This window comes from Porticoccus sp. GXU_MW_L64 (genome assembly GCF_052983295.1).
The window spans coordinates 72,670-96,918 of the sequence record NZ_JBRKJK010000007.1 but is presented as its reverse complement, the minus strand read 5'-3'; the positions used below and the strand labels follow the sequence as shown (position 1 = coordinate 96,918).

The following is a 24,249-nucleotide window of genomic DNA, read 5'->3' as shown; positions in this document are numbered from 1 at the left end:
GGTCAGAAGTCGCTTGCAACTAAAAGCTGGCGTGCTTATGCTGGCAATCCCTGAGGAATAGGAATAAACCGGCTATATTTCAGCGGTTTGCAGGAATTTATATGGAAAAAATTAATAACGGTCTGTTTCAGGCTACTAATGAAGAAGACGTAGCTGATCTGGTACTCGTGTCTGATGTGGCCAGTCTGCAAAACAGCTTGTTGCTGGAAAAACTTGTAGAACAGCTCAATATACGCTGCAAATTGGTGTTGCCCGGTCAATTGGAACGGGGTACCTGCATCCTGCTGGATTGCGCGGTATTAACGGCAGAACAGGCGGGGCAGGCCATAAAAGACTCTCAAACCTGGCTGCCATCGCCCACCATTGCATTGCTTAATGCCACTGCTTTCAGCTCCCATGAAGGCTTGATGCAGTGGCCCAGGGTGAACGGTATTTTTTACAACAGCACTGGTCACGCCAAGTTGCTGGAAGGGGTGGCCACCATCCTCAAAGGGGAATACTGGTTGCCGCGCCGCCTGTTGCACAGCTTTGTGGAAAACAGCCGACGTATCCCCAATACGCAAACCTGCTCTGCCAACCTTACCCGCCGTGAGTGGCAAATTCTGCAACACATAGTCGATGGCAAAACCAATGCCGCCATTGCCGGTGAGCTGTTTGTCAGCGAACACACCATCAAGAGTCACCTGTACAACATCTTCAAGAAAGTCGGCGTTAAAAACCGTGTGGAAGCCAGCAACTGGGCGCGGGAGAATCTTTAAGCGTTGCGCGCTTTTGCTTCGGGCGGTGAGGTAAAGCTGTCATTCTGAGCGCAGCGAAGAATCTCATAACGGGTCGCAAGTGCAGAGATCCTTCGCTGCGCTCAGGATGACAAACGCGCTCGATCTGTCCGCTGCTATCCCTTAAAAGACTGCCGAATTGAACGCCAGGTCAGGCGCATTTCGGTGGGGTTTTGCGGGTGGCGGAAAAAGCCGTGGTAGTGGCCGTAGGGGTTGATCAGCACCAGGTGGGCGCTGTGGTCCATGGTGTAGGTGGCTTCTCGGTGTTCAGTGGCTTCAAGGGGCATCTTGTTGTAGGCCACGTTCAATTCTGCAGCCAGTTTGCGAATAAAGTGCGGGTTGCCGGTAACACCGGTAAATGACTCGTTAAAGTAGGGCACGTACTGGCTCAATACTTCCGTTGTGTCCCGTTCCGGGTCAATGCTGATCATCACCACCTGCAAATCTGCCAGCTCCTCCTCGCTCAGGGGCTCTACCATGGTGTTGAGCTGGGCCAGAGCGGTAGGGCAAATGTCCGGGCAGAAGGTAAAGCCAAACAGCAAAATGCTCCATTTGCCTTTTAGTCGCGCGTTGTCGAAAGGTTCGCCTTTATGGTCAATGAGCGCCACATCGCCGAAAATGCGTGGTTTTTCAAAGACAATAGCGCCATTGTTGCGCAGGTCTTTTTCAGAAAGCACTCGCGGTGTGGATATTTTGTTGTAGAACAGGCCCACACAGGCAAAGGCGAACAACAGTACGCCGATAACCGTCAGCAGGATATTGTCACGCCGTTTTTTTTGGGTGTTGTTGTCGCTCATGGTGGTTTCCCTAATAGCCCGCCAGTCCAACCCGCGCTGGAACCAGGTAGTGGTCGAGCAACATCAATACAAACAGTGCCATCAGGTAGACAATGGAATACTTGAAGGTGGCCATGCCGGAATCCGGCCTTTTGCCGCGAATCATCACCAGTGCCCAGTACAGGAAGCCCACATCCAGTGCCAGGGTACCCACCAGATAGAGCCAGCCAAACATGCCGGTGATATAGGGCAGCAGGGTCACCGCCAGTAAAATCAGGGTGTAGAGCAGAATATGCAGTTTGGTGTAGGCCTCGCCGTGGGTCACCGGCAGCATGGGAATACCGGCTTTGGCGTAATCCGCCTTGCGGTGTACCGCCAGCGCCCAGAAGTGGGGTGGTGTCCAGGCAAAGATAATCAGCACCAGCAGCAGGCCGTGGCCGCCGATGTCGTTGGTGACGGCTGTCCAGCCCAGCAGGGGAGGGGCGGCGCCCGCCAATCCGCCAATCACAATGTTTTGCGGCGTGGCTCGTTTCAGGAACATGGTGTAAATAATGGCGTAGCCCATCAGCGATGCCAGGGTCAGCCAGGCGGTGAGCTGGTTGGTAAACAGCATCAGAATGGCCATGCCCAGAGCGGCGGTGAGGGTGGCGAACAGAATCGCCTGGCTGGGCCCCACGCGGCCAACCGCCACCGGGCGGTTAAAGGTGCGAATCATTTTGGTGTCCACATGGCGGTCCACCACATGATTTACCGCGGCTGCGGCACCGGCGCACAGGGCAATGCCCAGGTTGCCCATCAGCAGCACTTCCAGGCTGGGCAGGCCGTTGGGCACTGCCAGCAGCATGCCGATCACTGAAGTGAGGATCATCAACGCCACCACCCGCGGCTTGGTCAGCTCCAGGTAATCTCGCCATCCGGCGCGCTCGACAACAGCAGAATCAGTCATGGGCTTTCCTTGTGGAATACAGGTAATGGGCCAGCGTCACCAGGGTGAGTAACAGCAGTGCGCCCCCGGCGTTGTGAGCTACGGCCACTGGCAGGGGGACAATATATACCACATTGCTGATACCCAGTGTCACTTGAATAATCAGTGCGGTCAGTACCGCGTATGCCAGCGGCCTTAAGGCGGTGTCGGCAGACTTCAGCAGCAGTCCGCAGAGCGCCAACAGGTAGATGGTCACCACCAGTGCGCCAATGCGGTGGCTGTAGTGAATGGTCACTCGCGCATCGTTGTCCATCACCCCCCCCAGATAGTTGGGGCCAATATCCTGGGTGAAGTCAAAACCCTGGGCAAAATCCGTGGGTGGCAGCCAGTGGCCCTGGCAGGTGGGGAAGTCGGTACAGGCGATGGCGGCGTAGTTGGAGCTGACCCAGCCCCCCAGGGCAATTTGCAGAACAACCACAGCCAGGCCGCCCACTACCCAGCGGCGCAGCCTGTGAGCCTTTTGGGTATTGGCTTGCCGAGACTTTTGACGCAACCGCAACACCAGTAGCCAGAGCATGGAGAGCACCGCAAATCCGCCCAGTAAGTGAGCGGTTACTACCTGTGGCCACAGTTTGAGTGTTACTGTCCAGGCGCCAAAGGCGCCCTGGCAGATCACCAGTGCCAGCAGGCCGATACAGTGTTTTAGCGGGTAATCGGGCAGATTTTTGCGGGCTCGAAAGGCCACCACCACCAGCCCGATGATCACCATTCCCAGCAAGGTGGCGCAATAGCGGTGCACCATTTCCGGCCAGGTTTTGCTGTTGTCGACCGGCGCATCCGGGAAGGCGGCTTCGGCGCGAGCGATTTCTTCCGGGGTGTCTGGCCAGATCAGTTGGCCGTAGCAGCCGGGCCAGTCCGGGCAGCCCAGCCCGGCATCCACCAGGCGGGTAAAAGCTCCCAGTACCACCACCACTACAGCGAGGGCGGTGGCGGCAATGGCAAGGCGGTATCCGGGCAGGTTCACAGCAGTACCTTCAAATCTTTAATCACTTTTTTGTATTCGTGTTCTGGCGTGTAGAACAACACCAATTCGCCATTGGGGGCTACCAGGTAGTAGCAGCCCTGGCAGTTGTGCGGAACGTTGCTGTCAATCAGTTGTGCTTTAAATGCGCCACTGTCCACCAGGGCGGGCATGCTGGCGTGGGCTTCTGTGAGCAGTTGCAGCAGGGAGTCGCTGGCGGGTTGGTCGCTGATGTAGGCCCGCTCCAGGCGATTTTTGCGCTTGGGGATCAGGCTGTGAATCTGCCGGGTCAGGTACAGGGCCTGTTGGCAGGGTTCGTCGCAAGCGCCGTTACTGGCCACCAGCAGTTTCCATTTGCTGTTTCCCCCCACCTGCCAGGGTTTGCCAGTGGTGGTGGTAAACACTTCTCCTGTGATGGTTTTCCTGGGTTCTATCAAGGTGCCGTGGTTGGTGGTGCCCAACCAGCTCAGCAAGTCGTCTTTTTGCTGGGAGTTAGCCGGGAAGAACAGGTAGGCGGCGGCCATCGCCAACAGGGGCAGGCCGATGACTAATGAGCCTTGAATAATAGCCTTGCGATTGGGTTTGTCAGGTGCTGTGTCAGTCATCGGTGGATCGCTTTTTCGGGAAACAGAAAAGGGTGGTCAGTATCAGCAGCGCCAGCGCCATGGCAAACCATTGCACTGCGTAGGCGGTGTGCTTTTCGGGTTGTACGTTAATGGCAGACCAGCCAGTGCGCAAGGCGCCGGGTTGGACATTGTCGAGGCGCAGGGTTATTTCTGGTAGCGGGTGATTCAAATTATCGGACATGTTGGCAAAGTGAATATTCTGGATAACCTTGGGCCACTCTGTGCGGAGGCTATAGTGATCCGGGGTTTTCTCAAGGGGGCTGTAAATAGTGCCGCGTATCGACACCTCACCTTCCGTTCTGGGTATATCTGGCAGTTCACTTCTCATGCGGGGTGCAGAAATCCAGCCCCGATTCACCAATATCCAGTGCCCGCTGTTTGTGTAAAACGGGGTGATCACTTCATAACCGGGGCGCGAATCTCTTACCCGATTATCCAGCAGAAAGCTGTGGCGATTGTCAAAACTGCCGCTCGTTTGAGCCTGCCGATAACGGGTTTCAGGTTCCCCCAGTAGCTGTTCAAGCGGAACTGGTGGCAGGGCGCTGCGAGTTTCCAGTTGCGCCAAAATCTGGCGCTTTTCGTTGGCGCGGCCCAATTGCCAGTTGCCCAGGTACAGCAGTACCGGCAGCAACAGGGCGGCCAGTAGCAGGATTTTGGTATTGGGGGCGAAGTGGCGGTTCATTATGGTGTGGGGCGCATTGGGCATGATGTTCTTTGCCAGACCCGCTGTGAATACATCCATGTACGCTCTTTGGCCGCTGTCCGTGCGGCCAACGGTCTGGCAAAGAACATCATATCCAAAGCTTCGTGTAGAGTGACGCTCTTTTGATTCGACAACATTGGTTTGAAAATGAGACTATCCGGCACGGCTGATAATGGGGTGTAAGTTATGTGGTTAAAAGTCGTTATTGTGTTGTTGCTGATTGGTGTTGTTGCCAGCCTTACCAGCGGTTTGGTGTTTCTGTTTAAAGACCTTGGGGGGCGCAAGCGCACGCTCTATGCCCTGGGTATTCGCATTGGTCTGGCGGGGCTGTTGATGGTAGCTGTTGCCTATGGGGTTCACACCGGAGAGTTGAGTTTGCAGGCTCCCTGGCATGGGCGCTACTAACTTAAATCTCCGTCATTGCGAGGAGCCGAAGGCGACGCGGCAATCTTCTGAGTTTGGCGCAGGCCTGGTTGAGATTGCCGCGTCGCTTCGCTCCTCGCAATGACGGTGGTTGCGACTTACAGAATATAAACAAACACAAACAGGCACACCCAAACCACGTCCACAAAGTGCCAGTACCAGGAAGCTGCTTCAAAACCGAAGTGGTCGTCTTTCTTGAAGTGATTGCCGAACACTGACCGCAGCAGCTGGATCAACAGCATAATGGTGCCCATGGTGACGTGGGCGCCGTGGAAGCCGGTGAGCATAAAGAAGGTGGTGCCGTAGATGCCGGATTCCAAGGTTAACCCCAGGTCTTGATAGGCCTCGACATATTCCACGGCTTGGTAGTACAGGAAGGTGCCACCCAGGATCACAGTAATGAGCAGCCACAGGTTAAAGGCGTTGCGCTTGCCCGCTTTGATGGCATTGTGGGCGATATGCACAGTAAAGCTGGAAGCAATCAGGATGATGGTGTTCAGCAGCGGCAGATGCCAGGGGTCGATAATTGCGTCCGGGCCTTTAAATTTCGCCTCCTCACCATTCACTGCCTGATCCGGTGTCTGCATCAACGGCCATTCGGCGTTAAAGCCTGCCCATTCCGGATCGGCGGCCAGCCAGTCCAGGGAGTAGATGCGCACGTAGGCCAGGGCAAAGAAGAAGATAAAGAAGAACATCACTTCCGAGAAGATAAACCAGCCCATGCCCCATACGTAGGAGCGCTTTAACTGGTCGCTGGGCAGGCCGGCGAGGTTTTCTTTGATTACGGTGCTCCACCAGGTGGCCATCACACCGGCAAAGAACAGGCAGCCGACAATAAATATCTGTTGGCCGGTAAAGCCCAATACGGTGGAGCCTACCAGCCAGTGGGAGGCTCCGAACAGGGTCAGCCCCAGGCCGATGGCGGTTAGCAGCGGCAGGCGGCTGGATTCCGGCACGTAGTAGGATTCATGTTCCTGGCTGGCGGCGTTGTTGTTATCTTGTACGATCTCGCTAGACATTCTGTTTCTCCGAGAAGTTCATCTTCACCCCTTGCCCCATTCAAAGCTACCGCTGGCTGCCTTGGCATCCATTTCGGTGACATCAAACAGAGTATAGGAGAGGGTGATGGTGTGAATCTGTTTGGGGAGTTCCGGGTCGATGGTAAACACCATCGGCAATTTGGCGGATTCCCCCGCTTTGAGCGGCTGGCGCTCGAAGCAGAAACATTCCATTTTGTGAAAGTAATCCACCGCCTTGAAAGGCACTACGCTGGGTACGGCCTGGGCCACCATATCGTTGCCGGTGATGTTATTGGCAAAGAATTCAATGGTGGTTTGTTCGCCGGGGTGTACCCGAACCTGTTCAAGAGTGGGGCCGAATTGCCAGGGCATGCTCTCGTTGTTGGTGGCCAGAAACTGCACTTTGACGGTGCGGCTGGTATCCACCGCTGCCGGTACTGCTTCGTAGGACGATTCTTCGATTTTGGCGTTGAGGCCAGTGATATCGCAGAACACATCGTAGAGCGGCACCAGGGCAAACGAGAACGCGCTCATGCCCACCACCACCGCAAGTGTCCACAGCACAATGCGGCGGTTGCCGTTGCGCTGTGGTGCAGTTGAAGTGGGCTGATCGGCCTGGTTCATAGGGGCTTACTTCACTGTGGGTGGGGTAGAAAAGGTGTGGTAGGGCGCCGGTGAGGGTACCGTCCACTCCAGGCCTTCGGCCCCTTCCCAGGTTTTATCGGCGGTGGTTTTCTTGCCGCCTTTGATGGCGAGGATAATTATCACCAGGAACAGTATCTGGGATACCCCGTACAGGAAGGCACCACAACTGGAAATCATGTTGTAGTCGGCAAACTGCAGGGCGTAGTCGGAATAGCGCCGCGGCATACCCGCCAGACCCACAAAGTGCTGCGGGAAGAAGGTCAGGTTAAAGCCGACAAAGGATGTCCAGAAATGCACCTGGGCCAGTGGTTCGCTGTACATGCGGCCAGTCCATTTGGGCAGCCAGTAGTACACCGCCGCCGACATGCTGAACACCGCACCGGCCACCATCACGTAGTGGAAGTGAGCCACCACAAAGTAGCTGTCGTGGTACTGGAAGTCCGCCGGAGCGATGGACAGCATCACCCCGGTAAAGCCGCCGATGGTGAACAGCACCAGGAACGCCAGGGAGAACAACATGGGCGTTTCAAAGCTGATGGAGCCCTTGAACATGGTGGCGATCCAGTTAAACACCTTCACCCCGGTGGGCACCGCAATCAGCATGGTGGCGTACATAAAGAACAGCTCACCGGCCAGTGGCATACCGACAGTAAACATATGGTGGGCCCAGACAATAAACGACAGCAGGGCGATGGACGCGGTGGCGTACACCATGGAGGAGTAGCCAAACAGCGGCTTGCGCGAGAAGGTGGGAATAATCTGCGAGATCACCCCAAACGCCGGCAAGATGATGATGTACACCTCTGGGTGGCCGAAGAACCAGAACACGTGCTGGAACAGTACCGGGTCACCGCCGCCGGCAGCATCAAAGAAGCTGGTGCCGCCGTGAATGTCCATCAGCATCATGGTCACCGCGCCCGCCAGTACCGGCATTACGGCCACCAACAGGAAGGCGGTGATCAGCCAGGTCCATACGAACAGGGGCATTTTCATGTAGCTCATGCCCGGTGCGCGCATATTGAGGATGGTGGCGATAATGTTGATGGAGCCCATTATCGACGACGCCCCCATGGTGTGCACCGCAAAGATAAAGATGGTTGCGGTCAGGGGGTTGGCGTAGGTAGTGGATAGCGGTGCGTAGAACGTCCAGCCCGCTTGCGGTGCGCCGCCCTCGGTAAACAGGGTGGCCGCCAGCATGATAAACGCCGGTGGCAGCAGCCAGAACGACAGGTTGTTCATACGGGGCAACGCCATATCCGGCGCGCCGATCATCATTGGAATCATCCAGTTGGCCAGCCCCACAAAAGCGGGCATGATGGCGCCGAACACCATCACCAGGCCATGCATGGTGGTCATCTGGTTGAAAAACTCCGGCTCCACCAATTGCATACCCGGTTGGAACAATTCCGCACGAATAACCATGGCGAACGCGCCGCCCAGGATAAACATGGCAAAACTGAACCAGAGGTAGAGGGAGCCGATATCTTTGTGGTTGGTGGTATACAGCCAGCGGCGAATACCTTTAGCGGGACCATGTGCCATGATCTTGTCTCCTATTCGCCGTTCTTGAAGTTGTACACATCGATGGGTTGCACCGCATCACCGGTGTCGTTGCCCCAGGCGTTGCGTTCGTAGGTCAGGACCGCAGCCAGGTCCACATCAGACAGGTTGGCGCCAAAGGCTTGCATGGCGGTGCCGGACTTGCCGTTGACAACAATATCGATATGGTCGGTCAAGCCCTCGGCGGTGGTGGCCATTACACTGCCTTTCAGTGCAGGGAAGGCCCCTTGAACCCCTTCGCCGTTTTCCAGGTGGCAGGCGGCGCAGTTGGTGCTGTACACGTCTTTGCCGCGCTCCATCAGCTCATCCAGGGTAAATACCTTGCTGGTCAGGGCGCGAATTTCAGCGGCCTCTTTTTTCTTCTGGGCCAGCCAGTCGTTGTATTCCGGCTCGCTAACCGCTTCCACCACAATGGGCATAAAGGCGTGGTCTTTACCGCACAGTTCGGCGCAGAAGCCCCGGTAAGTGCCCGGCTGCTCAATCAGCGCCCAGCTTTCGTGGGTAAAGCCGGGAATGGCATCCCGTTTTACTGCCAGGTCCGGCACCCACCAGGAGTGGATAACGTCAGAGGCAGTGACCAGAAAGCGAATCTTTTTGCCCACTGGTACAACCAGGGGTTCGTCCACTTCCTGCAGGTAGTTGGCGGTTTTGGCGGCCTTGTTATCGATTTGGTCGCGAGGGGTAGACAGATTGCTGATAAAGCCCACGCCTTCGCCCACATAATCGTAGCGCCAGCGCCATTGCATGCCGGTAATCTTGATATCCAGCTCCGCCTCATCGCTGTCGTAAACCTCAATCAGCGCGGTGGTGGCTGGCCATGCCATAACAATAAGAATGATAAACGGGATAACCGTCCAGGCGATTTCCACTTTGGTGCTTTCGTGGAAATTGGCGGCCACTGCGCCCTTGGATTTGCGATATGCAATCAGGCTGAAAATCAGTGCGCCAAAGGTGAGCACCCCGATTCCGACGCAAATCCAGAACATCAGCATGTGGATGTCGTAAACCGTCTGGCTCACCGGGGTGACGCCAACCGGCATATTCTCAGCCGATCGACCTGCGCTGTCTGCGGCAAGGGCAGTACCCCCCCAAAGACACGCACAGCCCAGCAACAGCACTGATAGCTGTTTAGCTCGTGCGAACATTACCCGTTCTCCTGTTGTAGAACCGTATAAGAACTTAAATCTGAATCCGTGGCTCCAGAGCGGTACATAGCACAAGCTCTTGATTCCACAGCGGTTTAAAAAATGCCCACTTAACCGATGGGTGAAGCTAAGATTTTTTAATTCCACTGTGAAACCAATATCTTACGCTCTGCATCCACTCTGGAGCCACGGATTCAGATTAAACTTTTTGTTCTTGTTACTGCTTTATTGTTTCTTTTTATAAGTAGCCTGTGAAGGTACGCAACACAAACAGTGGTCGAGTATCAAAAAAACCAGGTATGTAAGTCAACCAGTTTTTGCCTCAAGCCTGTCATTGCGAGCAAAGCGAAGCAATCTCCACCCGGTTGCCACCTTATTTGCAAAGCCCTCTGCCACGCTGCTCAAGGTCGCTGCATTCCTCACAATGACGGCGTAAGCTATAATTCGCCGTTTTTGCTCGGCCTGCCGTCCATGATCCACTCCCGTTTACACCGCAAGGTTCTCTCCATTGCCTGGCCGATGATTATCGCCGGGGCCAGTGGGCCGCTGTTGGGCATTGTCGATACCGCCATTCTCGGCCACCTGGACAGCGCCCGTTATCTCAGTGCAGTGGCGGTGGGGGCCAGTGCGCTGACTCTGATTTTATGGTTGCTCTCCTTCCTGCGTATGGGCACGACCGGGCTGGTGGCGCGGGCCTGGGGGCAGGGTGATCGCCGGGCTCGCAGCCAGAGTTGCCGCGAGCTGCTGTGGCAATCGCTGTTACTGGCCCTGGTGTTGGGAGTGCTGCTGGTTGCCCTTCAGGGGCCGCTGTTGCAGCTGGTGCTGTGGCTGCTGGGGCCGGGGGAGGGCATTTATGGCATCGCCCTGGAATATTGCCAGATTCGCATTTGGGCAGCGCCAGCAACCCTGTGCAGTTACGCCGCTGTGGGCTGGTTGCTGGGTTTGCAACGGGCACGTCAGACGCTGGTGATTATGGTGGCCACCAACGCCGCCAACATTGGCCTCGATGTTGTGCTGATTGTCGGCCTGGAGATGAACAGTGCCGGTGCTGCCTGGGCCTCATTGCTGGCGGAGTATCTGGGATTGGGGGTGGCGCTGTGGATGGTGCGCCGCGAGCTGCAATCTCTGGGTGGTTATGTGGCGCCGCGCCAACTGCTGCAACTGGCAGGTTATGGACAGTTGCTGGCCGTGAACCGCGATCTGTTTCTGCGCACCGCCAGTATCGTGTTTGTGTTTACCTTCTTTACCGCTCAGGGTGCGCGCCTGGGCGACGATATTGTCGCCGCCAATGCGGTGCTGCTTCAGCTGGTGTTGCTGGTGTCTTACGGGCTGGATGGCTTTGCCCACGCCGCAGAATCCCTGTCTGGCCACGCTATTGGTGGTGGCAGAATCAAGCGCTTTTATGCCATCAGCCGCGCCTGCGGGTTGTGGGGCGCGGCCATTGCCGCCGCTGCCAGCTTGCTGTATTGGCTGTTCCGCGAGGCCATTGTCAGCACCTTCACGAATTTGCCCCATATCGCCCGGTTGGTGACGGATTATTACGGTTGGTTGGTGGCGGTGCCACTACTGGCTACGGTCTGCTACACCCTGGATGGTATTTTGCTGGGGGCGGGGCGCACCCGGCAGATGCGCGATACCATGTTTGCCGCACTGTTGGTTTTTCTGCTTTGCTGGTGGCTGGCACTGCCCTGGGGCAACAGTGGTTTGTGGCTGGCGTTTTGCCTGTTTATGGCTGCGCGCAGTTTGTTGATGGGGTTGGCTTTTTGGCAGCTGTCACAGCGGGGTTGGTAATCCCTCTGTCATTGCGAGACAAATCGGCAGGAAAGTCGATTTGGGCGCAATAAGCGGCCCGTAGGGTTGGGCACCAAGGATGGTGCGAACCAACCGCAGCGACGCGGCAATCTCTTGATAATGGCACGCGGTAGATAAAGATCGCCGCGCTTCGCTCGCGATGACGGCCTTGTATAACCACCTGCACAAAATTTTTGCTTTCGCCACTAAATAATGTCGACCTTCACAACAGGGCAGGGTCACGTTAAGTGGGCAATTGCCTTGGTTTTCTTGCCAATAATTGTCTAGCTTAACTGTATGAACGTCGATTTATTGCGCCAGGCGATTAGCGCCGCCAGGCAGCACGAAGAACAAACCGGGCAACTGTCGCAGTTTTTGCAGGGGCGCATCGACGGTCTGCACCACAGTATCCAGTTGCCGGTAAAAAACTCGGTTCCCGCACTGTTGAATTTTGTGATTCGCTATATCGAACACGTACCGGAGTTTATTGAGGCCGTCTCCGATATTGCCCGCAAAGCGGGGATTGAGCCTTCCGTAGAGCCGGTGATTCGCGTTGCCTGCGAATTTTTTCTGTCACCCCCAGGGGTTATGGAGCAATGGCTGGCGGAGCAAAACAGCCTGTTGGCGCTGATGGATGAGGCCTACCTGTCCCACCGCCTGATTGAAGAAGTCAACGACCGTTACATGACCCACCTGGGCGCACCTCTGGTGCCCATGGATATGACCCGCTCTAACCTGATTGTGCATCACCTGATTGGCGAGGAATTTGCCAATCAGCTGGATAACGCGGTGGAAGGGGCCGTGAATGAGTTGCAGCACAGGGACAGCCCGCCACTGACCAGCTTTGTGAATCGCTGCCGCCAGCGGAATATGGACCGGGAGTTGATTCGCTGGCCCTGCTTAACAGACAACCTGTCCATCAACCTGATGTTGGGTGGCTAAAAGAAAGGTGACAGGCTACAGGTGACAGGGCGCAGGTGACAGGGCGCGCTGTGCGCTTACAGGCCGCCAGCGAAGGGTCTCTGTATTTCGGTGAGCGTGAGACCCTTCGCAGGGCTCAGGGTGACGGTTATTTCTCAAATACCAACCTGAAGTTCACTGGCACCGCATTGCTGATGCTGGGCAGGCCCGCTACGGTACGCAGTTTCTCCACACCGGCTACCAAATTAAAGGATGCGGCGTTTATCAACACTGGCCGCAAGTTGGCTACTTGCAGGCGATTGTCGGCCAGGCGGGTGACGGTCACAGCGCCCAAATCCAGCTTTTGGCTCTGCCCGTGCAGGTTGAGGGTGCCGCTCAGATTGCGGGTTGTCTGTTCACCGGCTTTCAGGTTTTCCAGGGCGGTGAGATCAACGCTGGCGGTAAAAGTGGCGTTGGGGAATTTGGCGGTGTCAAACAGCATCTCGCGCATGCGCTGATCGCGAATGTCGATATTGGTGTGGATGCTGTTCAGGTCGATGGTTACCGACGCACCTTGCTTGCCGGCGGCGCCGGAGAGCTGTTTAAAGTGGTGCACTTCGGCCACATGGGTGGCTTTGGTGGTGACCAGGCTGATATCGGAGAGTTCGTTATTCAGCTGCCAGTCGGCGTTGCTGAAAGAGCTGACAGCCAGCAGCAGGGCGGCGGCAGCGGATTGCAGGATATTCATTACAGGATTCCTCGTTTCTATTTGCGGCAGCGACGGCGCAGTTTGGTTTGCAGGGCCAGACGGCGTTTACGCAATTTATTGCCGCGTTCGGTTTTGTAGCCGGCGCGCAGCTCGGCGTTGACTTTATCCAGTTGTTGTTGCCATTTGCGGCACTGTTCCGCAGAGGCCTTTTTCGGTGCCGCATCCACAGTGGTTATCGGCAGAGCCAGGGTGGTGCAGAGTATCAGAGCGTGTAGGGCTTTCATGGTTCCTCCTTGGTAACTATTCAGCTCACGCGTCAAAACACGCATGGCGGTGTTAAAAATTGATCATTTACAGGTGTAAACTCAGCAATTTTCGCCTTGCCCTGCATGTTTTGACACGCAATCTGAACAGCTACAGGGCATGTTGAATAGTCACCCTCCTTGAACATTGGGGTTGTCGTCTCAGGCGGTTAAGTACTCGTCTTTCAGTTTGACATAGTTGCCAGCGGTATAGGTAAAAAATTGCCGCTCCGCGTCCGTTAGCGGGCGCAACTGTTTCACCGGGTTGCCCACATACACGTAACCGCTTTCCAGCTGCTTGCCCGGCGGCACCATACAGCCGGCGCCAACGATGGTTTCGTCCGGTACCACGGCGCCGTCCATTACAATCGCGCCCACGCCAATCAGCACCCGGCTGCCCACGGTGCAGCCGTGCAGTACCGCCTGGTGGCCCACGGTCACGTCGCTGCCGATGGTCAGTGGCCAGCCGTCCGGGTTGAAGTCGCTGGCGTGGGTGATGTGGAGTACCGCGCCGTCCTGGATGCTGCAACGCTGGCCAATGCGAATGCGGTGCATATCGCCGCGAATCACGGCGGCGGGCCATACGGAGCAATCGTCGCCGAGCACCACATCGCCAATCACGGTGCTGGCCGGGTCGATATACACCCGGTCGCCCAATTGCGGGCGCTGGTTCAGGTAGGGGCGGGTGGCGGTCATGGTATCTTCCTCAAAAACAGGTATAGGGCAAGCCTATAGTAACGCATACAAATTGAAGTGCAGTTCGGCCATTTCAACGATAGAGTTGATGGTTACGTCAGTATAAGCAATAACAAACAAAGGGTGGGGAAATGGCGCGAACAGTGGGTTTTATTTTGGGTTTGGCTCTGTTGCTACTGACCTTGCTGACCCCGCCGCCGGAGGGCATGAGCCACAGCGCCTGGGTAACCGCCGGGGTTGGCCTGTTGATGGCCTGCTGGTGGGCGACCGAGGCGATTCCGGTGCCCATGACATCGCTACTGCCCATTGTGCTGTTCCCCATGTTGGGGTTGATCAATCTGAAAGGGGCCACTGCGCCCTATGCCCATCCGGTGATTTACCTGCTGATGGGGGGCTTTATTATCGCCACGGCGTTGCAGCGCTGGAACCTGCACCGTCGGCTGGCGCTGACCATATTGCGTCAGGTGGGCAATCACCCCTACGCCATTATCGGCGGCTTTATGGCCATCAGTGCGTTTCTGTCCATGTGGATCAGCAACACCGCCACCACAATTATGATGATCCCCATTGCCCTGTCCATGGCGGCGGTGCTGGCTGGCGGTGATAAAAAACAAGACAACTTCACCATCTGCCTGATTCTGGGTATCGCTTACTCCGCCAGCATCGGCGGTTTGGGCACGTTGGTGGGTACGCCTCCCAACGCGATGGTGGCCGCCTATATGTCGGAAACCTACAACGTGGAAATTGGCTTCCTGCAGTGGATGCTGTTGGGGGTGCCGGTGGTATTGGTACTGGTGCCGCTGGCCTGGTGGCTGCTGACTCGGGTGGCGTTTACGTTTCAGGTGCAGCCCAACGACAACGTGGGCAACGTGGTGCGCGATGAGCTCGCCGCAATGGGCAAGCTGTCTGTGCCGGAAAAGCGTACAGCGATGGTCTTTTTGTGTGTCGCTCTGGCCTGGGTAATCCGCCCGTTGTTGCAAAAACTGCCGGGGCTGGGTGGCCTGAGTGATGTAATTATTGCGGTAACTGGTGCCATCGCTCTATTTATGGTGCCCTCCGGCTGCGTTCACGAAAAAGACTCTCGCCTGCTGGACTGGAACACCGCCGCCCAGATCCCCTGGGGAGTGTTGTTGCTGTTTGGCGGTGGCCTCAGCCTGGCCAATATGGTGAGCGACAGCGGCCTGGCCCAGTGGCTGGGTGACGCACTGGCGGCGCTCACTACCTTCCATATGCTGATTCTGGTTTTTGCCCTGGTGACCCTGGTGATTTTTCTTACCGAACTCACCAGTAATACCGCCACCACCGCCACTCTGCTGCCAGTGATGGGCAGTATCGCCGCTGTTGCCGGGCTCGACCCCATGCTGCTGGCTGCGCCCATGGCGCTGGCGGCCAGTTGCGCCTTTATGTTGCCGGTGGCCACCGCCCCCAACGCCATTGTGTTTGCTACAGACAGAGTCACCATCCCGCAAATGGCCAGGGCCGGGGTGTGGATAAATATAGCGGGCATTGTGGTAATCAGCCTGTTGGCTTATGTACTGGTGCCCAGGTTGTTGGTGGGCTGAAATCCGTTTCAAAACAGGGGACTGAAAAATGCTGTTAAAACGCTTAATCGTCACGTCATTGTCGTTGCTGCTGGCTTTGCCATCGTTGGTTTTCGCTGAGCCCAAACACCAACCCGCGATTGTGGACTACAGCACCCGCCACCACCCGGTGATCGGGCGCGGCGGCATGGTGTCCAGCCAGAACAGCCTGGCCAGTCGGGTGGGCGCGCAAATACTGCGCGATGGCGGCAATGCCATTGATGCGGCGGTGGCGGTTGGCCTGGCGCTGGCGGTTACTCTGCCCCGTGCGGGCAACCTCGGTGGCGGTGGTTTTATGCTGGTACATATGGCCGAAGAAAACCGCACCTTTGCGTTGGATTACCGGGAAACCGCTCCGGCGGCGGCATTCTCGGATATGTTTTTCGAGATTGACAAAAACGGCAACAAAGTCAAAGCCTCCCGCCAGGACTACCATTTCAGCCATCGCTCCTCAGCGGTGCCGGGCACCGTAGCGGGCTTTGACTGGGTGCTGAAAAAATACGGCACCATGAGCTGGAAACAGGTGGCCGCACCCGCCATCAAACTGGCCAAACAGGGTTTTGTGGTCACGGATGATCTGGCCAGTATTTTGCGCACCAAACACGAGGTGATGTCCAAACACCCTTCCACCCGAAAAATCTTTATCAAAGCCGATGGCAGCGGCTACCAGGCCGGGGACGTTCTGCGCCAGAAAGATTTGGGCTGGTCGCTGGAACAACTCGCCAAACAGGGGGCAAAAGCATTTTACAAGGGCGCAATCGGTAAACGCATGGTGGCGGATATGGCCGCCAACAACGGCTTGATTACCATGGACGACCTGGCCAACTACAAGGTGGCGGAACGCAAACCGGTCACCGGCACCTTTGGCGATGCCACTGTGCACGCCATGCCCGCACCCAGCTCCGGCGGTACCCATGTGGTGCAGATGCTCAATATCCTGGAAAACTTTGACTTAAAAGCCATGGGCCAAAACAGCGCCGCTGCCTATCATGTTATGGCGGAGGCCATGAAGCTGGCCTATGCAGACCGCAGCAAATACCTGGGTGATCCGGATTATGTGGATATCCCCACCGACATTCTCACCAGCAAGGCCTACGCCGCAAACCTCGCGAAAACCATCTCTCTGGATAAGGCACACCCGGCCAGTGATATTGCCCCGGGGCGCTCATTTCCAAAAAAACGGGCCTCCTACGAAAGCGACGAAACCACTCATTACTCGGTGATGGACAGCCAAGGCAACGCGGTTTCCAACACCTACACGCTGATGTTCTCGTTTGGCTCCGGGGTGGTGGCCGAGGGTACCGGCATCATTATGAACAACAATATGGGCAACTTTACCCTGAGCCCGGATATCCCCGACGCCTTTGGCTTGAAAGGCAGCGAAGACAACCTGATTCGCCCGGGCCGTCGTCCGGTGAGTTCCATGACCCCGGCCATTGTGATGCGTGATGGCAAACCGCTGTTGCTCACTGGCAGCCCCGGCGGTAGCAAAATTATTTCCACGGTGATGCAGCTTATTCTCAACGTGCTGGCCTTCGATATGAACCTGGCAGACGCCACCCACGCCCCCCGTATTCACCATCAGTGGTCCCCGGACGCCCTCAATCTTGAGCCGGGCATCAGCCCGGATAGCATCGAAAAACTGAAATCCATGGGCCACCCGGTGAAAGCCAGTAAAACCATGGGCAGCCTGCAAAGCATCGTGTATCGCGATGGCCTGTTTTTTGGCTATTCAGACACCCGCAGGCCGGGCGCCGAAACGGTGGGGGTGGAGTAAATGGGCCAGCTGAACACTCGTATAGCGGCGGTCCTTATGACCGCCAGTGCCGTTGGTTTGGCTTATGCCGATGCAACAAGCCCGTCCTTTGAGCCGGTGCAGGCGGCACTTTTTGCCGCCCCCGGTGCCCAGTCTGTGGCCTGGGCGGATTACGACAATGACGGCGATCTTGATTTGGCGGTGACCTTCAAAAACCGCCCCAATCGCCTCTATCAAAACAACGGTGGTGAGTTTACCGATGTGGCCGAACAGGTGGGCTGGCACCGCAATGTGGATGACGCCAGAGTCCTGGCCTGGGGGGACTACAATCAAGACGGCCACCTTGACCTGTACCTGGGCTATGGCCGCGACACTCAAACCCGCAACCGGCTTTACCACAACAATGGCGACGGCGAATCCTTTACCGACGTAGCCGCCGAGGTAGGCCTGGACTTGATCGGCACCACTCGCCAGAGCAGTTGGGTGGATTACGACAACGACGGCGACCTGGATATTTACATCTGCATGCGGGACCGCGCCAACCGCCTGTACCGCAACGATGGCGGCAAATTTACCGATGTCAGCAAGCAGGCTGGCCTGCTGGACCCACGCCGCAGTGTGGGAGCGGTGTGGTTTGATATGGACATGGACGGCGACCTGGACCTATTCCTCGCCAATCAGAGCGGCGACCGGGATGGGTTTTACCGCAACGACAACGGCCAGTTTACCGATATTGCCGCCTCACTGAACATGGACCGCCCGCGCCGCCCGTTAAATGTGGGCAGCACCGGTGTTGGGGTGGCGGATTACGACAACGATGGCGACCTGGATTTGTTTGTCGCCACCTACGCCAACAATTTGTTGTACCGCAATGAAGGCCGTGGCCAGTTTGTGGAGGTGGCCGCCAGCCAGGGGCTGGATGGCAATTTTCACGGCGTGGGTGTGGATTGGGGCGACTTTGACAACGATGGCCGCATCGACCTCTACGTCAACGCCTACCTCAGCGGGGTGTTTGCCGAGCAGGACTACCTGTATCGCAATACCGGCGAGGGTTTTGTGGACGTACTGCCCACCGACAAAAACACACTGATTCGCCGCCGCGACGCAGACCACGGCACCCGCTGGGCAGACTACGATGGTGATGGCGACCTGGACCTGGCTCTGGCCAGCAATCACAAGCGGGGCTCCCATCAACTGTATCGCAACGACTTGCCCCCGGAGCAGGCTCAGCGTTCGCTGCAAATAGACCTGGGTGTGAAGGCCATGCCCGGCACCGAAGTGCGCCTGTACGATAACGCCAGCGGCAAACTGCTGGCCACCCGCATGTTGGACACCGGCAGTGGTTACTGCTCCCAAAGCAACGGGCCGCTGCACTTTGGTCTGGCAAGCATGGCGCCGGTAACGGTGGAGGTTACCCGGCTTACCGCCAAGGGCCGTGAGGTTTCGCGCTTTGAAAATGTGAATCCGACAGATTATGCAGGGGCCACTTTTCAGCCGCTGGCACCGTAAGGGCTACACATGGCAGGGCAATTGCGCTTGATTTTTTTCAATAAAAAGCCAACATTTTTCTACGGTTTTGAAAAATTATTTACTGACAATAACGCCAAAAGAAGCGTCATACCCGCGCAGGCGCACGGCTGTCCGGGATAAATTAAAGCCTTTGTCGACAAGCCATGCCAAGTAAGGCCTTCAGCCAAACAGGTGGCATCCAAACTTAATAAATCGTCATCGCGAGCGCAGCGTGGCGATCCAGCGACTTTGCTTTTAAGTCAGTGAGTTAAAGATACTGGATTGCCGCGCTGCGCTCGCAATGACAGCTTGGGTGGTTATCCCGGACAGCAGTGCGCGCAGGCGGGGATCCATATGGAATGTGTCACCAAAACTTTGCAATACTGTGGTTTCTGGATTCCCGCGTTGTACGGCTTGCGCCTCAGCCTTACGGCTGCCCAAATCAAAAATTTGTCGCGGGGGGGGCGAACTACTGATAACAACGAATGGCTTTTTACTCTTTTTCACTGGCGTGGATGATATCTATCCGTTTGTCACCAACCCGCTTAAAAGTCACCCCTAGTGATTCACTTAACGCGCTCATAAACGCTTGTGTGTCACCAATTTTAAAGCTGCCGCCGATCATGGTTTGCTGCAACTGTGGGTCCATCACATAGAAGTGAACATTGGAGTAGCGGCCAAATTCGGTAACCGCTTGCTGGAGAGTTTTGCGATGGAAATTAAGTATGCCTTTATGCCAGGCCAGTTCCACGTCTGGATTGACAGCTGCATTTTTTTCCGGGACCAGCCCCATGCCCGCAGACTCTCCGGCGGTTAACAAAATGGTTTTGTTATTTTCACTTTGGTGTTGAGCAACCTGCACCGTTCCTTCAGTGACAATGACTTGATGACTGCCGTCCAAACGTACATTAAACGCTGTACCGATGGCTGTGACTTTAAACTGAGGGGTAAATACGGTGAATGGTCGGTCTGGTTGCTTCTCAACCATAAAATAGGCTTCGCCCTGTTGCAGTTCAATTCGACGTTGATTGTCCTGAAAATCCACAGTCACCGTGGATGCCGTGTTAATGAGTATTTGAGAGCCGTCTTCGAGGGCAACCTGGCGTTGTTCACCAATTTTTGTGCTGTAGGCCAGTTGTGTGATTTCAGTTTCCCCGGTGAATTGATAAGCAACCAATAAACCAATAACAAGAAACCCAGCCAGCGCATATCCAACCGGGTTATGAAACAAATTTGATAGTTTCCAGGGCGTTTTTTTCGGTTTTGTTGCCACAGGCGATGCAGTCAAATGTGCCGATTTTTTTGTATTGGACAGCTCTGCACTGGACAGCTCTGCACTGGCCAGTTTACCCAGCAGCTTCATGCTCTCTGCCACTGCTTCGAATGCCTCTGCGTGTTCAGGCCTGGCTGCCAACCAGTCTAAAAACTCCTGGTGTTCGCCGTCTGACAGGTTTCCACCTTCCAGCTTTATCAACCACAGGCTGGCTTCTTTGTCTGTGGTGGTGTAGTTCGACTTGTCAAATTCGTGTGTCATCGGTTAACCCTTAACCTGCTTTCTCGACTTTATCGGTAGTGTTCCTGGCATTTTTCGCCTTATCTTTACAGGCAAGTACTGCAAAGGCCATATGCTTCTCAACTGAGCTCAAAGACATCCCCATGGAGCCGGATATCTCCTTAAACGACATCTCTGAAAATAAACGCATTTCAGCCACTTTTCTGGTTTTTTCAGGCAAATCACGCAAAACAGCCATCAGAAAATCTTTATTTCTTTGTTCATTCACCACATCTTCCGGGTTTGGAGCGGCATCGGCAATTTCAGTACCGTCAGCATCCAGACTATCTACCTTGCTATTCGGCGTTCGGCGCAATAGCTGCAAGGCCAAGTTTTTTGCCGTTGTAAACATATAGGCACGAATATGGTTGATTTTACCGGTTTGCTCTGCTTTTGAGACTCGCATATAGGTTTCCTGAAGCAAATCTTCAGAGCCTTCCTGCGTATTGAGTATCTGTTCAACATACCTTTGCAGAATGGGTTTGTTCTCAAGGTATACGTTCAGCGTATCCAATCGTTTTGGGTCTTTATCACTCAACTCAATCTACGCCTTTCGGTCTAAATTTGGCATTGCAAGTATTATGTAACTCTAGATTGCCCAGCCAGGGGAAACCCGTAATTTTTTTGCCACCATCTATCTGTAACTTTCAGTTTTTAAGATATTTTTGCATTCTGTACATGGCAAGAGCGATAATTGCCGGTCTCCTCACCGGTTTTGGAGAATCGACACTTGGCACAGCCTCATCTTCTCATAGCAGCCAGCATTGGGCTTGCTTTCTTAAGTGAGCCACTGCTTGCAGAGTGTCCGAAAAAAGACCAGATATCCTTCAATATTCACAGCGCCAGCGCTGAAGATGCCTTGCGGCAGCTCTCCGAACAGGCCAATCTGCAACTGATTTACCCCCATGCTGTCATTGATCAGGTAGTGACGACCAGGGTAGTTGGTGATTATTGTCCTGAACAGGCTTTGCAGCTGCTATTCGCCGGAGTACCGGTTGAAGCTTATATCAATCACAATCGGGTGATTATTTTGCGCTTGCCAAAACAGCGGCGAACACAAACCATTGATACAGTGTTGGCCATTAGTGAAGATGCTGACGGCAACAAGCCACTGGAAGAAGTTCTGATCGTGGGTACACGGTACGCTTACCGCCGTACACAAGATTTGAAATGGCAAAGCCATTACATTGCTGACAGTATTGTTGAAAGCGAAATCAGCACGTATTCCGCCGCCAATATCGCCGAACTGCTGTCTTCACAAAGTGGTTTTTATCTATTACCCGCCATCGCACTGCCGGAAAACTTTACCAACGAACAACGCTTTGCCTCCATCAGAGGCATCAATCCACAACTGAACAATGTTTATTTGGATGGCCTGGCACTGGCAAATACCAATGAAGCGGGGCGGGCACAGTATCTGGATTGGCTGCCCATTAATATGGCCAGCCGGGTTGAAGTGCATAAAAATTTTACCGCAGACCTGAATGCTGACAGCATAGGCGGGCAAATCAATCTGGTTACCCGCAGTGGGCTGGATTATGAGCAGCCTTTATTCACACTCACTTCCTCCATCAGCAGCGAAGAACTGGGCAGCGGTTTTCAGGATGAAGAACAACCCTTTAATCTGGAAGCAGTGTATGCCCGCCCAGTGAGCGGCAACATTGGCTTGGCTGTATCGGCTTTCTACAATAAGCGCTATTTTTATCGCCCACAATTTATACCCAGATCGGTGGTATTTTTCGATAATGACGGCAACTTCACCGGTTTTGATGACTTTTCCGGAAACCGTATTCCAGTGCCCTTCCAGCACAGGTTGCAACTGGATGCCAATAACACAAACCGCTTTGGTGGCACCCTGAAGATCGACCGAAGGTCAAGCAATTCTTACACTTGGGGCACTGCCACTTTCAGCACCATTGATGAACAGGTCCTGCACGCAAAATCGGATACCCGGGCATTTCAACGTATTGAGCAACAAACGGAACAGAGTGGTATTCGCACAGGCAGGGCGGCAAATATTTTTTCGGAAGGAGGACAATTTTCCAATCGTTCACGGCTGTACTCATTCGCCGGTGGTTATCAATTGAGTATCAATGAAACGGAAAATATTGATTTTAAAACCGGCTATTCCTGGGCGCGCCAACGGCAGCAGGATATTTTTACGCTGTACCGATTGAGTGGCGAAGACGCTTCTTTTCTGTATGACAATAGCGAGTCTCTTTTTAGCATCGTCCCAGAAAACCCTCAACGCCTAAGCGATCCAAATAACTATTTTCTGGACAAAGATGAAATTAGCAGCGTTATCCTGAATGAAGCTGTTTGGGACACTCAGCTTTCTTACAGTTCCAACTACAGCAATTCTGGGTGGGGTTTTAAAAGCGGTATCGGTTATCGACAAACCAGGCGGAATTTTGACAACAATGCTATTGTCCGAAACCCTTTAAATCCTGGTGAATTCACTTTGGCGCAAGTTCTGGCAGCAAACCCGCCCGGAGACAGTTTTTCAGGACTTTCAGGCTTGGGAGGCAACCCCTTGTTTGTGGATTTCCAGCAACGCAACAACAACCTGGCGCCATTTCTGGATGACAGAAATATCTTCACTTTTTCCGAATCTGACAACAATGATTCTGACTTTAACGTAGATGAATCAATATTCGCCGGCTATCTGGTTACACGCTTTCAACGGAAGTCATTATCTGCCTATGCAGGCTTGCGCATAGAACACACCAGTACCAGTGGTTTTGGTGAACGGCTGAATCAAAATATCAATCAATTTATCCCTTCTGAGGCCAACAACACCTATACCAATGCGCTGCCGTCATTTATCGCCAATTATCGGTTTTCGGACAACAGCCAAATAAAACTCAGTTACAGCCACACTCTCGGGCGCCCCCAACTTCGTCAGCTGGCGCCAGTGTTTGAACAAATTGACCGGCAGGCAGGAACCATTAGTCGAGCCAACCCGGATTTGAAACCTCGATTGTCAAAAAATATCGACCTTTCTTATGAGTATTATCTGTCAACATCCGGTCTGGCTTTTAGTACCACAGTTTTCCAAAAAAATATCGCTGATGATATATACCAGGTACAAACAACGGAACCACAGCAATTGAACAACCTTGATAGTTCTTTTATTGTCAACGAATTCCGCAACGCTTCTTCTTCGTCCATCAAGGGTCTGGAAGTATCTGCCTCCCTGGAACTGAATACTCTCCCCCATCCCTGGAAAAATTTTGGTTTTTCCATAAATAGCTTATGGAGCAATGCAACACTTAACCTGCCAGACTCTATCGTCACCCGATTGCCAAACCAGGCGCCGCAAATACACAACTTTTCACTGTTTTATTCTGGCAGTCAGTTAGATTTTGTGGTGTCAGCGAACCACAGCGATGAAATACTCGTCGCACTGGATGGCGATGCCTTTTTTAACAGGGCACAATCCTCTTTCCGAAACACTTTTTTAAGCGCCCGAACCACAGTCAATGCCAAGCTGCGTTATCAGCTGAGTGACGATGTTTATCTATTTGTTACTGGCAGTAACCTCACTTCTTCTGATATTTACACTCGCTTTGGAGAAAACCGGGAATTTTTAAACGCCTTTCACGCCCTTGGTCGCCGACTGGAATTTGGGGTGACTTATTCGTTGTAGTCTGAGTTCGGTTTAAGGGCACTTCTAAAAATGCACTATTTCCGCGATAGCGGCGTTGGCGTCCCTGTTTGTTTATGGGAAGGCGAGTCCTCATGTATGCCGTATACACTGCGGGTCTCCGTGCGCCGCCGCCTCGCCTAAGAGCGCCTACTTTTGGTGCTATCACGAAAATATCACTATTTTTGG

The 24,249-nt window shown here is 54.5% G+C and carries 22 protein-coding genes and 1 pseudogene; 8 read left to right on the top strand and 15 right to left on the bottom strand.

All coding sequences use genetic code 11. The features are described 5' to 3' along the window. The first annotated feature begins 101 nt into the window (after positions 1-101). Positions 102-758 carry a LuxR C-terminal-related transcriptional regulator gene (locus tag ACVBEJ_RS07025; RefSeq protein ID WP_447128905.1) on the top strand — a complete coding sequence of 219 codons (657 nt, stop codon included), beginning with the start codon at positions 102-104 and terminating at the stop codon, positions 756-758. Positions 759-892: 134 nt separating this feature from the next. On the opposite strand, the gene ACVBEJ_RS07020 is transcribed toward ACVBEJ_RS07025, so the two are convergent. The 5 genes from ACVBEJ_RS07020 to ACVBEJ_RS07000 are packed head-to-tail and all read right to left on the bottom strand — an operon-like array spanning position 893 to position 4,866. Continuing rightward, positions 893-1,573, bottom strand: a complete 681-nt coding sequence (locus ACVBEJ_RS07020; protein WP_447128904.1) for an SCO family protein — start codon at positions 1,571-1,573, stop codon at positions 893-895. A gap of 10 nt (positions 1,574-1,583) precedes the next feature. Further along, complete coding sequence (cyoE, locus tag ACVBEJ_RS07015; protein WP_447128903.1) at positions 1,584-2,498, bottom strand: heme o synthase; 915 nt, start codon at positions 2,496-2,498, stop codon at positions 1,584-1,586. Then, complete coding sequence (locus ACVBEJ_RS07010; protein ID WP_447128902.1) at positions 2,491-3,501, bottom strand: COX15/CtaA family protein; 1,011 nt, start codon at positions 3,499-3,501, stop codon at positions 2,491-2,493. The genes cyoE and ACVBEJ_RS07010 overlap by 8 nt, the downstream gene beginning before the upstream one ends. Beyond that, positions 3,498-4,103 carry a hypothetical protein gene (locus ACVBEJ_RS07005; RefSeq protein ID WP_447128901.1) on the bottom strand — a complete coding sequence of 202 codons (606 nt, stop codon included), beginning with the start codon at positions 4,101-4,103 and terminating at the stop codon, positions 3,498-3,500. Before ACVBEJ_RS07005 ends, ACVBEJ_RS07010 begins: the two co-directional genes overlap by 4 nt. Continuing rightward, positions 4,096-4,866, bottom strand: coding sequence for an SURF1 family protein (locus ACVBEJ_RS07000; RefSeq protein WP_447128900.1), 771 nt, complete (start codon positions 4,864-4,866; stop codon positions 4,096-4,098). The genes ACVBEJ_RS07005 and ACVBEJ_RS07000 overlap by 8 nt, the downstream gene beginning before the upstream one ends. Before the next feature lie 147 nt (positions 4,867-5,013). On the opposite strand from ACVBEJ_RS07000, the gene ACVBEJ_RS06995 reads away from it, so the two are divergent. Then, positions 5,014-5,232: a DUF2909 domain-containing protein gene (locus ACVBEJ_RS06995; protein ID WP_447128899.1), complete on the top strand. Its 219-nt coding sequence runs from the start codon at positions 5,014-5,016 to the stop codon at positions 5,230-5,232. Between the two features lie 116 nt (positions 5,233-5,348). Here the strand turns inward: ACVBEJ_RS06995 and ACVBEJ_RS06990 are convergent, their stop codons facing one another. The 4 genes from ACVBEJ_RS06990 to coxB are packed head-to-tail and all read right to left on the bottom strand — an operon-like array spanning position 5,349 to position 9,619. Further along, positions 5,349-6,269 carry a cytochrome c oxidase subunit 3 gene (locus ACVBEJ_RS06990; protein WP_447128898.1) on the bottom strand — a complete coding sequence of 307 codons (921 nt, stop codon included), beginning with the start codon at positions 6,267-6,269 and terminating at the stop codon, positions 5,349-5,351. A 24-nt stretch (positions 6,270-6,293) separates the two neighbouring features. Continuing rightward, positions 6,294-6,893 carry a cytochrome c oxidase assembly protein gene (locus ACVBEJ_RS06985; protein WP_447128897.1) on the bottom strand — a complete coding sequence of 200 codons (600 nt, stop codon included), beginning with the start codon at positions 6,891-6,893 and terminating at the stop codon, positions 6,294-6,296. Between the two features lie 6 nt (positions 6,894-6,899). Next, complete coding sequence (gene ctaD / locus ACVBEJ_RS06980) at positions 6,900-8,456, bottom strand: cytochrome c oxidase subunit I (RefSeq protein WP_447128896.1); 1,557 nt, start codon at positions 8,454-8,456, stop codon at positions 6,900-6,902. 11 nt (positions 8,457-8,467) lie between these two features. Continuing rightward, positions 8,468-9,619: a cytochrome c oxidase subunit II gene (gene coxB / locus ACVBEJ_RS06975; RefSeq protein WP_447128895.1), complete on the bottom strand. Its 1,152-nt coding sequence runs from the start codon at positions 9,617-9,619 to the stop codon at positions 8,468-8,470. A gap of 471 nt (positions 9,620-10,090) precedes the next feature. Here coxB and ACVBEJ_RS06970 point away from each other — a divergent pair, with 471 nt between their 5' ends. Together ACVBEJ_RS06970 and ACVBEJ_RS06965 are read left to right on the top strand one after the other, a co-directional pair. Next, the gene (locus tag ACVBEJ_RS06970; RefSeq protein ID WP_447128894.1) at positions 10,091-11,410 is read left to right on the top strand and encodes an MATE family efflux transporter; all 1,320 of its coding nucleotides are present in this window, start codon (positions 10,091-10,093) and stop codon (positions 11,408-11,410) included. Between the two features lie 297 nt (positions 11,411-11,707). Beyond that, entirely contained in the window at positions 11,708-12,352 is a 645-nt protein-coding gene (locus ACVBEJ_RS06965) for a hypothetical protein (RefSeq protein ID WP_447128893.1), read from the top strand. A 127-nt stretch (positions 12,353-12,479) separates the two neighbouring features. Here the strand turns inward: ACVBEJ_RS06965 and ACVBEJ_RS06960 are convergent, their stop codons facing one another. From ACVBEJ_RS06960 to ACVBEJ_RS06950, 3 genes are all read right to left on the bottom strand, one after another. Then, the gene (locus ACVBEJ_RS06960; RefSeq protein ID WP_447128892.1) at positions 12,480-13,058 is read right to left on the bottom strand and encodes a YceI family protein; all 579 of its coding nucleotides are present in this window, start codon (positions 13,056-13,058) and stop codon (positions 12,480-12,482) included. Between the two features lie 17 nt (positions 13,059-13,075). Next, entirely contained in the window at positions 13,076-13,303 is a 228-nt protein-coding gene (locus ACVBEJ_RS06955; RefSeq protein ID WP_447128891.1) for a hypothetical protein, read from the bottom strand. A 180-nt stretch (positions 13,304-13,483) separates the two neighbouring features. Then, entirely contained in the window at positions 13,484-14,017 is a 534-nt protein-coding gene (locus tag ACVBEJ_RS06950; RefSeq protein ID WP_447128890.1) for a gamma carbonic anhydrase family protein, read from the bottom strand. 131 nt (positions 14,018-14,148) lie between these two features. Between ACVBEJ_RS06950 and ACVBEJ_RS06945 the strand changes: the two genes are divergently transcribed. Genes ACVBEJ_RS06945 through ACVBEJ_RS06935 form a run of 3 tightly spaced genes read left to right on the top strand, consistent with a single transcriptional unit; the run spans position 14,149 to position 18,862 of the window. Beyond that, a complete protein-coding gene (locus tag ACVBEJ_RS06945; RefSeq protein WP_447128889.1) occupies positions 14,149-15,579 on the top strand; it encodes an SLC13 family permease in 1,431 nt (476 codons plus the stop codon). A gap of 28 nt (positions 15,580-15,607) precedes the next feature. Continuing rightward, positions 15,608-17,374: a gamma-glutamyltransferase gene (gene ggt / locus ACVBEJ_RS06940; protein WP_447128888.1), complete on the top strand. Its 1,767-nt coding sequence runs from the start codon at positions 15,608-15,610 to the stop codon at positions 17,372-17,374. Next, positions 17,375-18,862: a CRTAC1 family protein gene (locus tag ACVBEJ_RS06935; RefSeq protein WP_447128887.1), complete on the top strand. Its 1,488-nt coding sequence runs from the start codon at positions 17,375-17,377 to the stop codon at positions 18,860-18,862. Positions 18,863-19,355: 493 nt separating this feature from the next. Here the strand turns inward: ACVBEJ_RS06935 and ACVBEJ_RS06930 are convergent, their stop codons facing one another. The 3 genes and pseudogenes from ACVBEJ_RS06930 to ACVBEJ_RS06920 all read right to left on the bottom strand — a co-directional run bounded on the left by ACVBEJ_RS06930 (position 19,356) and on the right by ACVBEJ_RS06920 (position 20,952). Continuing rightward, entirely contained in the window at positions 19,356-20,225 is an 870-nt protein-coding gene (locus tag ACVBEJ_RS06930; protein WP_447129035.1) for a FecR family protein, read from the bottom strand. Between the two features lie 18 nt (positions 20,226-20,243). Next, positions 20,244-20,396, bottom strand: a pseudogene (locus ACVBEJ_RS06925) (FecR/PupR family sigma factor regulator); the annotation flags it as partial. Between the two features lie 10 nt (positions 20,397-20,406). Further along, the gene (locus ACVBEJ_RS06920; RefSeq protein ID WP_447128886.1) at positions 20,407-20,952 is read right to left on the bottom strand and encodes an RNA polymerase sigma factor; all 546 of its coding nucleotides are present in this window, start codon (positions 20,950-20,952) and stop codon (positions 20,407-20,409) included. Between the two features lie 192 nt (positions 20,953-21,144). On the opposite strand from ACVBEJ_RS06920, the gene ACVBEJ_RS06915 reads away from it, so the two are divergent. Next, complete coding sequence (locus ACVBEJ_RS06915) at positions 21,145-24,063, top strand: TonB-dependent receptor (protein ID WP_447128885.1); 2,919 nt, start codon at positions 21,145-21,147, stop codon at positions 24,061-24,063. Positions 24,064-24,249 lie beyond the last annotated feature (186 nt).

What these genes read in the sequence shown, in the direction of transcription:
- ACVBEJ_RS06945 (WP_447128889.1), top strand. Translation starts at nt 14,149, where the DNA reads ATGGCGCGAACAGTGGGTTTTATTTTGGGTTTGGCTCTGTTGCTACTG.
- cyoE (WP_447128903.1), bottom strand. Translation starts at nt 2,498, where the DNA reads ATGACTGATTCTGCTGTTGTCGAGCGCGCCGGATGGCGAGATTACCTG.
- ACVBEJ_RS07000 (WP_447128900.1), bottom strand. Translation starts at nt 4,866, where the DNA reads ATGGATGTATTCACAGCGGGTCTGGCAAAGAACATCATGCCCAATGCG.
- ACVBEJ_RS06995 (WP_447128899.1), top strand. Translation starts at nt 5,014, where the DNA reads ATGTGGTTAAAAGTCGTTATTGTGTTGTTGCTGATTGGTGTTGTTGCC.
- ACVBEJ_RS07005 (WP_447128901.1), bottom strand. Translation starts at nt 4,103, where the DNA reads ATGACTGACACAGCACCTGACAAACCCAATCGCAAGGCTATTATTCAA.
- ACVBEJ_RS06950 (WP_447128890.1), bottom strand. Translation starts at nt 14,017, where the DNA reads ATGACCGCCACCCGCCCCTACCTGAACCAGCGCCCGCAATTGGGCGAC.
- ACVBEJ_RS06965 (WP_447128893.1), top strand. Translation starts at nt 11,708, where the DNA reads ATGAACGTCGATTTATTGCGCCAGGCGATTAGCGCCGCCAGGCAGCAC.
- ACVBEJ_RS06985 (WP_447128897.1), bottom strand. Translation starts at nt 6,893, where the DNA reads ATGAACCAGGCCGATCAGCCCACTTCAACTGCACCACAGCGCAACGGC.
- ctaD (WP_447128896.1), bottom strand. Translation starts at nt 8,456, where the DNA reads ATGGCACATGGTCCCGCTAAAGGTATTCGCCGCTGGCTGTATACCACC.
- ACVBEJ_RS06960 (WP_447128892.1), bottom strand. Translation starts at nt 13,058, where the DNA reads ATGAATATCCTGCAATCCGCTGCCGCCGCCCTGCTGCTGGCTGTCAGC.
- ACVBEJ_RS06955 (WP_447128891.1), bottom strand. Translation starts at nt 13,303, where the DNA reads ATGAAAGCCCTACACGCTCTGATACTCTGCACCACCCTGGCTCTGCCG.
- ggt (WP_447128888.1), top strand. Translation starts at nt 15,608, where the DNA reads ATGCTGTTAAAACGCTTAATCGTCACGTCATTGTCGTTGCTGCTGGCT.
- ACVBEJ_RS07020 (WP_447128904.1), bottom strand. Translation starts at nt 1,573, where the DNA reads ATGAGCGACAACAACACCCAAAAAAAACGGCGTGACAATATCCTGCTG.
- coxB (WP_447128895.1), bottom strand. Translation starts at nt 9,619, where the DNA reads ATGTTCGCACGAGCTAAACAGCTATCAGTGCTGTTGCTGGGCTGTGCG.
- ACVBEJ_RS06990 (WP_447128898.1), bottom strand. Translation starts at nt 6,269, where the DNA reads ATGTCTAGCGAGATCGTACAAGATAACAACAACGCCGCCAGCCAGGAA.
- ACVBEJ_RS06935 (WP_447128887.1), top strand. Translation starts at nt 17,375, where the DNA reads ATGGGCCAGCTGAACACTCGTATAGCGGCGGTCCTTATGACCGCCAGT.
- ACVBEJ_RS06930 (WP_447129035.1), bottom strand. Translation starts at nt 20,225, where the DNA reads ATGAAGCTGCTGGGTAAACTGGCCAGTGCAGAGCTGTCCAGTGCAGAG.
- ACVBEJ_RS07025 (WP_447128905.1), top strand. Translation starts at nt 102, where the DNA reads ATGGAAAAAATTAATAACGGTCTGTTTCAGGCTACTAATGAAGAAGAC.
- ACVBEJ_RS06970 (WP_447128894.1), top strand. Translation starts at nt 10,091, where the DNA reads ATGATCCACTCCCGTTTACACCGCAAGGTTCTCTCCATTGCCTGGCCG.